At 51.5% G+C, this 12579-nt stretch carries 12 protein-coding genes; 3 read left to right on the top strand and 9 right to left on the bottom strand.

Going from position 1 to position 12579, the window contains the following annotated elements; genetic code table 11:
- Positions 1–12: 12 nt before the first annotated feature.
- From CVV44_14035 to CVV44_14000, 8 genes are all read right to left on the bottom strand, one after another.
- Positions 13–879 (bottom strand): ATP-binding protein, encoded by an 867-nt coding sequence (locus CVV44_14035; protein ID PKL37467.1) that lies wholly within the window; start codon positions 877–879, stop codon positions 13–15.
- Between the two features lie 257 nt (positions 880–1136).
- Positions 1137–2018 carry a (4Fe-4S)-binding protein gene (locus tag CVV44_14030; protein ID PKL37466.1) on the bottom strand — a complete coding sequence of 294 codons (882 nt, stop codon included), beginning with the start codon at positions 2016–2018 and terminating at the stop codon, positions 1137–1139.
- Positions 2015–2881: a (4Fe-4S)-binding protein gene (locus CVV44_14025; protein PKL37465.1), complete on the bottom strand. Its 867-nt coding sequence runs from the start codon at positions 2879–2881 to the stop codon at positions 2015–2017. The genes CVV44_14030 and CVV44_14025 overlap by 4 nt, the downstream gene beginning before the upstream one ends.
- 10 nt (positions 2882–2891) lie before the next feature.
- A complete protein-coding gene (locus CVV44_14020; GenBank protein ID PKL37464.1) occupies positions 2892–3734 on the bottom strand; it encodes an MBL fold metallo-hydrolase in 843 nt (280 codons plus the stop codon).
- Between the two features lie 146 nt (positions 3735–3880).
- Entirely contained in the window at positions 3881–4111 is a 231-nt protein-coding gene (locus CVV44_14015; protein PKL37463.1) for a hypothetical protein, read from the bottom strand.
- A gap of 28 nt (positions 4112–4139) precedes the next feature.
- Complete coding sequence (locus CVV44_14010; protein ID PKL37462.1) at positions 4140–4499, bottom strand: dinitrogenase iron-molybdenum cofactor biosynthesis protein; 360 nt, start codon at positions 4497–4499, stop codon at positions 4140–4142.
- Between the two features lie 4 nt (positions 4500–4503).
- Positions 4504–4932: a hypothetical protein gene (locus CVV44_14005; protein ID PKL37461.1), complete on the bottom strand. Its 429-nt coding sequence runs from the start codon at positions 4930–4932 to the stop codon at positions 4504–4506.
- 238 nt (positions 4933–5170) lie between these two features.
- A complete protein-coding gene (locus CVV44_14000) occupies positions 5171–6493 on the bottom strand; it encodes a Fis family transcriptional regulator (protein PKL37854.1) in 1323 nt (440 codons plus the stop codon).
- Between the two features lie 268 nt (positions 6494–6761).
- Here CVV44_14000 and CVV44_13995 point away from each other — a divergent pair, with 268 nt between their 5' ends.
- The 3 genes from CVV44_13995 (at position 6762) to CVV44_13985 (ending at position 10881) form a co-directional block, all read left to right on the top strand.
- Positions 6762–7619 (top strand): hypothetical protein, encoded by an 858-nt coding sequence (locus CVV44_13995; protein ID PKL37460.1) that lies wholly within the window; start codon positions 6762–6764, stop codon positions 7617–7619.
- A 151-nt stretch (positions 7620–7770) separates the two neighbouring features.
- On the top strand, positions 7771–9735 hold the full coding sequence (locus CVV44_13990) for a hypothetical protein (GenBank protein PKL37459.1): 1965 nt from the start codon (positions 7771–7773) through the stop codon (positions 9733–9735).
- Between the two features lie 144 nt (positions 9736–9879).
- Positions 9880–10881 carry an alpha/beta hydrolase gene (locus CVV44_13985; GenBank protein PKL37458.1) on the top strand — a complete coding sequence of 334 codons (1002 nt, stop codon included), beginning with the start codon at positions 9880–9882 and terminating at the stop codon, positions 10879–10881.
- On the opposite strand, the gene CVV44_13980 is transcribed toward CVV44_13985, so the two are convergent.
- Complete coding sequence (locus CVV44_13980) at positions 10874–12511, bottom strand: acyl-CoA synthetase (GenBank protein ID PKL37457.1); 1638 nt, start codon at positions 12509–12511, stop codon at positions 10874–10876. The genes CVV44_13985 and CVV44_13980 overlap by 8 nt on opposite strands.
- Positions 12512–12579: the final 68 nt, after the last annotated feature.

Raw genomic sequence — 12579 nt, 5'->3', positions numbered from 1 at the left:
CATTCTCCTTTTTTATTTGGATATATTTTTCAAAATATTGTTCAGTATTTCCGTAAAGGCCTTTCCCGTGGTCTTTTCCGGATTGGCGAGAATTTCCGGTTTACCCGCATCACCCCCGTGGGCGATGGAAATGTCAATGGGGATGGCGCCCAAGAAGGGCACGTTCATCTCCTCCGACATGCTTTTTCCGCCGCCTTTTTTGAAAATATCCACGGTTTTTCCGCAGTGGGGGCAGGTAAACCCGCTCATGTTTTCCACCACACCCAGAACCGGCATGTTGAGCTTGTGGCAGAAGGTGATGGATTTTTTTACATCTATAAGTGCCACGTCCTGGGGCGTGGTGACCACGACGGCTCCTGCTGCGTCTTCAATAAGCTGGCATACTGAAAGAGGCTCGTCACCTGTGCCGGGAGGAGAATCGATGATGAGATAATCAAGTTCTCCCCAGGCCACGTCTTTAAGAAATTGCTTGATAATGCCGTATTTCAGAGGGCCGCGCCAGACAACAGGATCTTTTTCATCGTCGATAAGAAAACCCACCGAAACCACCTTGAGATGGTCACTATATACGGCCGGCAGCAATTTCTCATTTTCGTCGGCCGAGAGTTTGTTTTTTTCCAGTCCCAGAAGTTTGGGAACGCTGGGGCCGTGAATGTCCACATCCAGAAGGCCGACGCGGAATTTTTTTTCCGCCAGGGACACGGCCAGGTTTACGGCCACGGTGCTTTTCCCTACGCCGCCCTTTCCGGAAAGGACTACTATCTTGTGTTTGATTTTTCCAAGATTCTCCTTCAGGTCCTGCTCCTCCTTCTGTTTTGTGATATCCGTTGCCGAATGGACGGGGATAGCCGTGCCTGTTTTATTGTTTTTAAAAGTCATGTTGTATTTCTCCCTTAATAAAATTTAGTTTTTCAATTTTCAGCTTACTTGATAATCACGCAATAAAAAAATGTTAATCATACTTTTACCTCCCTGTGAGAAAAATACTTCCAGGTTAAATTCTTAAAAATATCACCACGGAGACACGGAGAAGGCGGAGACTGCAATTTGAGTTAAGTATAATACAAAAATCTCCGTGAACTCCGTGTCTCCAGCGAACGGCAGTGAGCGAGTGGTGATAGTTGCCATAAAAGAATTCACTTTTCCGCCACGGCAGGAGACGACAGTATTTTTTCCCACATCGCCCGTATGATCGCCGATGTGGTCCCGCCGGAATATTCTATGATGCTCTGTGCGTTAAGCATGGCTCTGGTGAAATCACGGTCGTAGGGTACCCGGGCTATCACCTCTATCCCGTTTGTTTTGCAAAATTCTTCTATTTCAGCAACAACATCCATGTTGAGATCATATTTATTAATGCATACCATCCCCGGTATCCTGAAGTGGCTGATGAGCTCCACAGTGCGGCGCATATCGTGGTATCCCGATACGGTCGGTTCCGTGACGATGAGTACCTGGTCGGCTCCCGTAATGGATGCTATGACAGGGCATCCGATGCCGGGGGAACCGTCGGTGATGATGAAATCCAGCCCCTTTTCAACGGCAATTTTTTTTGCCTCCTGGCGTACTTTTGTGACAAGTTTGCCTGAATTCTCCTCGGCAATGTTCATGGCGGCATGGACAAATGGGCCGTGCCGTGTGTCGGAAATAAACCATTTGCCGGCGATTTTATCCTTCATTTCTATGGCCCCGACGGGACAGAAGTGAGCGCAGACATTGCACCCCTCACAGGAAAGCTTCTTGACGCTGTATACGCCGTCAGTTACTTTGATGGCGTCGAACCTGCAGAGGCGCGTGCATTCTCCGCATGACGTGCATGCTGCGGGGTCGATCACGGCCATGCGGCCCCCTTCAAATTCTTCTTCGAACTGAACCCGGGGCTTCAATATGAGATGCATGTCGGCGGCATCGACATCGCAGTCCGCCACGACCTTGTTTTCGGCCAGGGAGGATAGTGAGGCGGTGATGCTGGTTTTTCCCGTGCCCCCTTTTCCGCTTATAACCACCAGTTCTTTCATCGCTTCCTCCCTGCGTTTGAGTCCTCGATACAGAATCGCGATGAAATTTCTTCCAGGATGGGAGCAAACTTATCCGCGAAGTATTCCGCAACCTCTCCCCGGGAATAGTATTCCGCCGCCTCGCGTGAATCGGGAAAGGAAGCGGCCACGTCAATATTCTCATCCCGGCAGTACTGCAGGACCCCGTCATCGCCCGTATCACAGCGGTTTATGACTACACTGAAGGGTGTGCCGGTTTCCCTCACCATACCAACGGCCAGTTTAAGGTCGTTGAGGCCGAAGGGGGTCGGTTCTGTCACCAGCAGGATGTGGTCCGCACCGTTTATCGATTCGATTACGGGGCACGAAGTTCCGGGAGGCGAGTCAATAATGGCACATGCGCCGGTGCCGATCTTTTCTTTTACCTGTTTTATGAGCGGCGGCGACATGGGTTCCCCGATGTTGAGCCTTCCGCCGATATAGCGGAGATGCGGGCCGGAGCTTTCTTCTATCGTGCCTATCTCTTTTTCAATTTCCATGATAGCCCCTTCGGGGCATACCAGCTTGCATCCCCCGCAGGAATGGCACATGTCGGGGAGAACCAGGGGCTTTCCCTTGATCATGACGATAGAAGAAAAGGCGCAAATATCCTGGCATTTGCCGCATCCGCTGCATTTTTCCATGTCTACCGATGGTTTCAGCGAATGGGCCGCTAGTGTATTTTTCCCCGTTGTCTTTAAGAAGAGATCCACGTTGGGTTCTTCGACGTCACAATCCGCGATTGTGACGTCGATACCTTTTTTAGACATGTACAGGGCCAGGGAAACCGAAACTGTCGTTTTTCCCGTGCCCCCCTTTCCGCTCGCTATTGCTATATTCATCATCTATCCTTGTTTAAAAATCAAAAACACTTCCCACGGCAGCTGGCTTGAAGGCCTCCTTGAAACGGGTTGCTATTTTATTGGCCGGGGCATAACCCGTGCAGTGCGACGTGGCCACTACTTTGACCTTGAAATCCGACAGCGCCTGTATTGCTTTTTCCACGTAATCAGCCGGCGCCGTTTCCAGGTGTGTACCGCCGATGACGGCATGGAATTCCCTGTGGCCGCTTTTATTGCTCAGGTCCTGCAGTATCTCCACCATGCCGGCATGGGCGCATCCCAGGAGCACAACGGGGCCCGAGTCAGTTTCCAGGAGCAGGGAAAGGTCGTCGTTGAAGGGATCGCTTTTAATGGCGTCTCCTTCTTTCACTTTGAGGCGCACGTCCCATGTCTTCCATCCCGCGGGCCTTGCTATCTCACTAATGGCCGAAAGGCCCTTTTCTATTTCCATGAAGCCCTTCACATCTTTAAACTGAGCTCCCTTGCCCTCATATTCTTCTCTGGATAAGCCGAAACCAATGGGGATTTCCAGTGCATTGCCCGGAAGTTCCACATGGGCGATTTTTTTCTGGAATGCCTCGGGGTGGATGTATACGGGAATAGATGTTCCTTTAGCAGCGAGAACGTCGGCAAGTCCGCCCACGTGATCAAAATGGCCGTGGCTGAGGATTATCCTGTCCAGGGTCTTGACGTCCTTTCCCATTATGGCCAGGTTCTTAATGACGCCCATTCCCTGGCCTGTGTCAAAGAGTGTCCGTGTTTCGCCCTCGATGAGGAAACTGAGGCCATGCTCCCCGATCAGTCCCCGGGGCATGGGAACGCCCACGGTGTTTTCACATACTACTGTAACCTTCATACAATCTCCTTTAGTCCTTCAGGACTCATTATAATATTTTTCAGAGCCCCATAACCTTTTTGTGTAATTGCAAGCAGCTTATTTCTCTATATATTTTGCAAGGTTTTATTCGCTTTTTAAAAAATTCCGCCCGCCCCGATGAACAGCTATTCTTTTTCCCGGGGAAGTGGAGGGTTAAATTTTCCACCACGGGATGCTCCCGGGCCGCTTCCGTCACGCGGGCCCTTTCCGAGTCCTCTTCCTCTTCCTCCGCCGGTTCCGATTCCGCGGCCCAACTGGTTCGTGTCTTCTGTGTTTTTGTTGCCGCCGCACCGTCCGGCCTTTCTACCTGTCATAGGCCCTTTTCCGTCGGGTCCTTTCCCATCTCTTCCCGGCATATCCTTACCTCCTTAAATGAAATGTTTGTTACCAGTGACCTTCCACGTTGGCATCCCCGGCCTCCTGGAGTTTGCCTGCTTTGAAATCCTCCAGCGCCCGGCTCACGCTCCCCGATGCGCCGATCATTATTTTTACCGATGCCTGGTTAAGGACATTGAAGGCCTTGGGGCCCACATTGCCCGTGATGAGCACTTCCGCGCCGGCATCGACGATGTTTTTTGCAGACTGGATGCCCGCTCCCTGGGGAGCATTGAGATTCTGCACGTTGTCGATATATGACGATTTACCCGAGGCCTCGTCATATATGATGAAGCCCTTTGCCCTGCCGAAGCGGGGATCCACGGTTGATTGCAGGTCCTTTCCTTCCGATGTAATGGCTATTTTCATTTATTTATCTCCTTTTTATATCGTTTTCATCATTGCTTCCATTATAGAAGGGACACTGTCCCAGGGCCCGACGGCGTCCTCTTCCCCGGCCCTGACAGCCCGGCATGGCAAAGCGCTCAACGACAAGGCTGTTTTCTGTATATGCTTTAATGACCTCGTCGACACAGCCGATCACTCCCGGGATGAGATTTATCCCGCCGGCCACTACAGTGTCGGCCGTGCATCGGCTTATGGCGCTGCATATTATCACCGATGCCTCTTCCTGTCTCAGTTTCCCCACGATGGAGAGCTCGGAGCATCCCGCCGTGTTCACGGAATAGCTGTTTACAATCTCCCCGTTGCGGACGCTGAAAATATGGAACTCTTTGGCCACGTCAAAGAGAGGGGAAATACGGCCCGTGAAAACCGGTATGGCTATTTTTTCCGTATCCATACTATCTATATACGCACGATTCGTGCCGGAAATGAATGAGAGTATAAATTTGTTTTAAGGACGTGAAAATATAGGGGGTCAGAGCCTGTTTATGTGAAAATACAGGTTTTAAGCCCTCTCAGGGTGCGGTGAAAGAAGATTATTTGAAACATGAAATATCACTCCACCGGGGCCTGATGGGAAGAAGTGTTGCAATATGCAATGTTTTTCTGTTGTGATTATTGCAAAACGCAATATATCACTGTGTGATCTGGTACTTTTTCATCTTGCGCCAGAGGGTGGACGCGTCAATACCCAGTTCATCTGCTGTTCTGGAGCGGTTCCAGTCATTTTTTTCCAGAGACTTGATGATGTAGAGGCGCTCCACCTCGTCGAGAGTCATGGTTTCCGGCAGGGGAGTATCAGCGCCGCGCAGAAAGCGGGGAAGATGGGCAGGCTGGATATAGGAGTCATTGCATAATACAAAGCTGTGTTCTATGATATTCTCCAGCTCGCGGATATTTCCCGGGTAGCTGTATTCCATGAGGACATTCATGACCGCGTCCGAGGCCCCTTCGATGTTTTTACCCTTCAGGGCGTTGAACTGACGTATGAAGTGTTTCACCAGGAAGGGGATATCCTCCTTTCTCTTATGCAGTGGAGGAAGGTCTATGGTGATGACATTGAGACGGTAATAGAGATCGTCGCGGAAATTTCCTGCCTGGACCTCGCTGTACAGGTTTTTATTTGTGGCGGCGATTATCCGCACATCGGCTTTTACGGTTTTCGTGTCACCCAGGGGCTCGTATTCATGGGACTGAAGAAAGCGCAGAAGCTTTACCTGGAGAGCCCGGGAAATCTCGCCTATTTCGTCGAGGAAGATGGTGCCTCCCTGGGCTGCGGCGATTTTTCCCGGCCTGTCCTTCCGGGCGTCAGTGAAGGCCCCGGCCTTATAGCCGAAGAGTTCCGACTCCAGCAGGGTGTCGGGGAGGGCGGCGCAGTTGATGGTGATCATGGGTTTTTCACTTCGCCTGCTCAGATTGTGCACGGCCCTGGCCATGAGCTCTTTGCCGGTGCCGCTGGGCCCTTCAATGAGCACCGAGCTGTCACTTTCGGCAATGTCGGGCAGGATATGAAAGATCTCCTGCATGACCTTATCCTTGCTGACGATATCCTCAAAGGTAAACCGGGCCTCAATGGTTTTTCGCAGTTCCTCGATTTCGGTAATGTCACGGAAGGTTTCCACGCCGCCCATGGTTTCACCTTTTTCATTCTTCAACAGGGCCGTGCTGATAGACACCGGGACCCTGTCGCCCCGGGAATTGACAATGAAGATGGTCCGGTTCACGATGTTTCTTCCGGTTATCAGCGTTTCCTTCATGGCGCAGGAATGCTCGCAGATGCTGGCATGAAAAATTTCATAGCAGAACTTTCCCAGGGCTTCTTCCTCGCGTATGCCCAGGATGGTTTCGGCGGCGCGGTTGATCGATGTGATTTTATAATCCATGTCGATGGTGAACACGCCGTCGGCTATGCTGTCCAGTATGACATTCCTTTCTTTTGAAAAATCTTTATACATCATGGTATCGTAATATTCCTGTTTATACTTTGTACCGCAGTGTGTTCTGCTGTCAAGCATGTTGCTGAGTGACTGGCGTTCCATGGGACATAATAAAGCACTCATGTATCGTATGCTGCATATTTATCGTGAATAATTATCTTGAATAACATAATTGCACATGATAAAATATCAGTATATCAGCATTATGAATACGGCATGGTTTTTATCGGGGTCAGAGCTTTGTTTAAAGGGATTTTAATGAGAACTGTTGAAAAAGGAGGGATATATTATGCCTGGCGAGCGGCTCATACACCGCATACTAAGAAGCAAGCCGACACTGGAAGGGGCCGGCGTGAGATTGAAACGCGCCTTCGGGTTTTACGAGGTCCCGCTTTTTGATCCTTTTCTGCTTCTCGATGATTTTCATTCCGACAATCCCGACGATTACCGGGCCGGGTTTCCCTGGCATCCGCACCGGGGCATCGAAACCGTCACGTATATGCTCCACGGGTCCATTGACCACAGGGACAGTCTGGGGAACAGCGGAACCGTTCATGCCGGTGACGTGCAGTGGATGACGGCGGGCAGCGGGATAATCCATTCCGAGATGCCCGATGAAAGGAGCGGCCTGCTGAGGGGATTTCAGCTCTGGATCAATCTCCCGGCATCACACAAGATGATGGCGCCGCGCTACAGGGATATTACGGGAGACTCCATTCCCTGCGTGACCGCGGAAAACGGTGTCGAGATCCGGATTATATGCGGTACCGCTGAGAATGTAAAAGGCCCGGCGCAGGATATCGTTGCCGCACCGCGCTATCTCGATATAACTGTTCCGCCCGGGAATGTCTTCAGACTCGCAACCGAGCCGGATGACACGGTGCTGGCTTATGTCGTCACGGGCGGCGGGTATTTTGACAGAAAGAGGAATCCCTTCGTACGGGAAGATCATGTTGTGGCCTTCGGCAGCGGCGGTCCTGTCACCGTCACAACGGCCCGTGAACCGGTGCGATTCCTTCTTATTTCCGGCAGTCCTCTGGGGGAACCCGTGGCCTGGCACGGTCCCATCGTCATGAATACGCGCCAGGAGCTTGAACAGGCCTTTGAAGAGTATAACAACGGTACATTTATAAAAAATATGCCATGATTTTTTTTATCTTGAACCGCGGGGCAAACCGGTATACAATTATTGCTTAACGTGAATTTTTTATCCGGAGGATGGCGACCACATCGTCTGCTCTACAGGGGTGTTATCGGTCCGGTACTATCGGAATATTTTACAGACAGAAGGGGGCACTATGGAATGGTTTAAAAATCTTAAAATCGGCGCCAAACTGATTATTATGCTTGTTTCGGTGAATGTCCTGGCACTGGCCATTGTCATGACTTTCATGCTGGGAAAATTTTCCTCAGCCCAGGAGGACATGGCGTACAAATACGCCAACGAAATGTCCATGAATCATGGAAATGGAATCAAGGCAGAACTGGAAGTGGCCATGGATGCGGCACGGATCATGGCCCAGTCTTTTGGGACTCTGCGGGCCAGAGGTATCGCCGACAGGAGAATGCTGGGAGCAATCCTGGAAGGCGTCCTGAAGGAGAATCCTCAATTCCTTGGAAGCTATACATGCTGGGAGCCCAATGCCTTTGACGGTATGGATGCCGCCTACGTTAATGCTCCGGGCAGCGACAGGACGGGCCGGTTTATTCCCTACTATAACCGTGGTTCCGGGAAAATCATACTTGAGCCTCTCATGGATTATGAAAAAGCGGGTGCCGGTGATTATTACCTCATACCGAAGAATACACAGAACGAGGCAATCATAGATCCCTATATATATCCTATAGCCGGTAAGGACACCTTGATCACCTCTCTTGTGGTACCCATAATGGTGAATGGCAGGTTTATGGGGATAGCCGGTATAGACGTGGCCCTCTCCGATATCCAGGACAAGATCAGCAAAATCAAACCTTTTGAAACGGGCGTTTCGGCCCTTTTCTCGAATAGCGGTATAGTGGCGGGTCACTTTGATCCGTCGCGCCTGGGAAAACAGATGAGGGTTACAGAGCGGGATATGTCCGGTGATTTTACCGACAAATTTGCCGATGCCGTTAAAAAAGGTGAGACCGAGCATTATACTGTTTACTCCGCGCAGATGAAAAGCGATGTGTATGTACTTGGCTCGCCGTTTTACATTGGGAAAAGCACCACGCCCTGGTCACTGGCCATTGGTATCCCCATGACTAAGGTTCTGGAAACGGTGAGCGCCATGAAGATATTTGCTATTCTCATTGTACTGGCTGCATCCATTATATTAAGCGGTATAATCATCGTCATTGCCAGGAATATAGCGACGCCGCTGGCCGTTTCGGTTGACCTGGCCGACGCCATAGCCGCCGGCGATCTCACGGTGCAACCGCCGGAAATATATCTGAACCGCAAAGATGAAATCGGCAAGCTGGCCGGGGCCTTTTCCAATATGGTGAGCCAATTGCGTAATGTGGTGGGAAGGATCGCCGTCAATGCCGATTCCCTGGCCCTGGCCTCATTTGAGGTGAGCTCAACATCGCAGAATATGAGTTCTTCCTCGAACGAACAGGCCGCCAATGTGGAAGAGATAACTTCTTCGCTTGAGGAAATAGGTGCCGGTATCAACCAGAATACTCAGAATGCGAAGAACACCGATGTTATTTCCCGGAAGGCCGCGGAACAGGCCAGGGAGGGTGGCAAAGCCGTACTGGATACGGTCGAAGCCATGAAAAATATCAACGCGAAAATAACGCTCATTGAGGATATCGCTTACCAGACGAACCTCCTGGCGCTCAATGCCGCCATAGAAGCGGCCCGGGCCGGAGAACACGGCAAGGGCTTCGCCGTTGTCGCGAGCGAAGTGCGCAAACTGGCGGAAAAAAGTCAGGTGGCTTCCCAGGAGATCGGTCATCTCACCTCAAACAGTTTCGAGATTTCCGAAAAAGCCGGCCGGCTGCTGCAGGAAATAGTTCCCGCCATCGAGAATACGGCCCGCCTTATCCAGGAAATAACCGCTTCTTCAGAAGAGCAGGATAACGGCGTTTCCCAGATTAACAATGGCATGACTCAGCTCAATGAGATAACACAGAGCAATGCCTCCACGTCGGAGGAACTCTCATCGACTTCGGAAATGCTGAGAAAACAGGCCGAAGAACTGAAGCAGGTCATTGCATTTTTTAAACTGGATGGTTCGGGAAAGGAAAGCTCTGGAGATGTGAAGCTTATATCGTGATGCAACGATCATAAAGTTGATTTTAAAATCAATGCGCAAAGATTCGAAGACCCACGGCGAAGACATCAGTAAAATACTTATACGGGTTTTCGCCGGGGTCTACTTGTTGTGGTCTTCGATAATTTCTGCTGAAAAAAATATTTCATGGTGATAAAAATTTCTATGAATGCAAATTCCGATATTTTTACAGCCCCCCTGTATCTCCGCAATCCCATGCTCCAGACCCTGCTCTCCAGCAGCGGTCTGCGCAGGCTGGGCAGAAATGAAATGCTGGGCAACTCAGTTGAGGTGATCATCGATGCCGGTGACGGCGTGAAGCTCCAGGGATTCCATTCTTCCCACGGGAAGGAGCCGAAGGAAAGGGGGCTGGTTATTATGCTTCACGGCTGGGAGGGGAGTGCTGACTCGGCCTATATCGTGAACACCGGTAAAAGGCTTTTTCTCGGCGGCTATGATATATTCCGGCTGAATCTTCGGGACCACGGTTCCAGTCACGGCCTGAACAGTGGGCTTTTCCTGGGCACTCTCATTGATGAATCACTGCAGGCGGTCCGCCGGGCAGCGCTGGATTTTGGCCGGGGTCCCGTGTTTCTCGTGGGGTTTTCCATGGGAGGGAATTTCGCTCTTCGCATGTCCCGTCTTTGCGGAGAAAGTCCCATTCAGGGCCTGGAGCGCGTGGTGTGTATCAATCCACCCCTGGACCCTCTCGATGCCACGAGAAATATTGACAGGCATCCCCTGGTAAAAAAATATTTTCTGAAAAAATGGAAACGGTCCCTGGCCATAAACCAGGCGCTTTATCCTGAGCTTTACGATTTCGGCGATATCATGACCATGGATACCTGCATGGAAATGACGGAGCTGCTTATCCGCCGTTATACCGATTACGGCAATGCCGCAGATTACTTCGGCCGGTATACGCTGAAAGAAGGGTATCTCGATGCCGCCGCAGTGCCCCTGTCCATCATCACTGCCGAGGATGATCCCATTATCGATGTGAATCATTTCCGCGAGGCAAAGCTGAATGACCGGGTAAGCCTTATCATTCATCCCCACGGCGGCCACTGCGGCTACATCAATGGTTTCCGTCTCCGTTCCTGGTACCAGGACTGGATGCTCCGCCTCTTCGGCAGTGAACTTAATTGAGGACTTTCCGCCGTTCCATCTCCATTTTACGCAGTTCCACGCGGCGTATTTTCCCGCTAATAGTCTTGGGAAGATCGGAAACGAATTCAATTTCACGGGGATATTTGTAAGGCGCCGTGACTTTCTTCACATGCTCCTGCAATTCCTTTACCAGTGCCGGTCCGGCTTCATAGCCCTTGTTCAGGACCACGAAGGCCTTGACTATCTGTCCCTTGAGCTCATCGGGTGCGCCGATAACGGCGTTTTCCAGGACAGCCGGGTGTTCCTGCAGGGCGCTTTCCACCTCGAAGGGGCCGATGCGGTAGCCGCTGGATTTGATGAGATCGTCGGAACGGCCCACGAACCAGAAATATCCGTCATCATCTTTATACGCCTTATCGCCGGTGAAGTACCAGTCCCCTGAAAAAGATGAATTGTTTTCGTCCTTCCAGTATCCCGTGAAAACCCCGGGAGGGTTGACGGGCTTCATCTTAACGGCGATGTGTCCCTCTTCGTTTGCCGGCACCGCATTGCCGTCATCGTCGAGTATGGCAATCTCGTGGCCCGGTGTGGGTTTTCCCATGCTTCCCTCGCGTATGGGAACGCAGGGATAATTGGAAATAAGGGGGATTGTTTCGGTCTGGCCGTAATAATCGTAGATTGACAGACCCGTGGCGTCTTTCCAGGCCTTGATGACCTCGGGATTCAAGGGCTCCCCGGCTGACAGGGAATGGCGGAGCTCGCTCCAATCATATTTCGAGAGGTCGACCTGCCCTATAAGAAGCCGGTACACCGTGGGAGGGGCGCAGAAGGCTGTAACGCCGTAGCGCTCAATCATGCCGGGCATGAACGAGGGATCGAACTTGGCCCCCATCTTCCACTGCATGACCGTGGCGCCCACGATCCACTGACCGAAGAGCTTCCCGTAGGCCGTCTTGGCCCATCCCGTATCGGCATGGACCCAGATGATGTCCGTGGGACGCAGTTCCTGGATATATTTCGCCGTAACAACATGGGCCAGGGCGTAGGACTGGGTATGGCGCACCATCTTGGGATTGCCCGTGGTGCCCGAGGTGAAATAGATGAGCATGGGATCATCACTTCTTGTTTTTCCGCCGAAATCTTCTGGATTATATGTGCGGGGCGCGTCACGCATGAGGTCTTCGAAGGAACTCCATCCCGTACAGGCGCCGCCCGTGATGATGCGGTGTTTGAGGCCGGGGATTTTTCCCCGCACGGCATCGACCTTCGCCGCTCCTTCAACGTCGGTAACGGCCATGACCGCCCCGGCGCTGTTAATCCGGTAGTCGATGTCGTGGCCTGTTACCAGGTTAGGCGTGGGCATGGCGATGATTCCCGACTTGATCATTCCCAGTATTGCGATGTACCACTCTTCGGAGCGCGGCAGCATGAGAAAGACCCGGTCTCCCTTCACGAGGCCCATATTCTTCAGAACATGGGCGAATTTATTCGCCAGGATGCCCAGTTCCCAGAAAGAGAGCTTCGATGCCGTCATGCCGTTTTCTGAAACGGTCAGGAGAGCCGTGCGTGTCTTGTCAGCGGCCCACTTGTCGAAGTCGTCCTGGACGAAATTGTACTGTTCGGGAATGTCCCATTTGAAATGACGGAAGGTTTCGTCATAATCCGTCATGTTATACGTTCTTTGTATTTTCCCCATACCCTGTTTCCCCTGATTTTTTTTTCAGTCATGTAATAATC

The organism is Spirochaetae bacterium HGW-Spirochaetae-1, assembly GCA_002839375.1.
Taxonomy (GTDB): domain Bacteria; phylum Spirochaetota; class UBA4802; order UBA4802; family UBA5550; genus PGXY01.
This window is presented reverse-complemented; position numbering and strand designations above follow the sequence as displayed.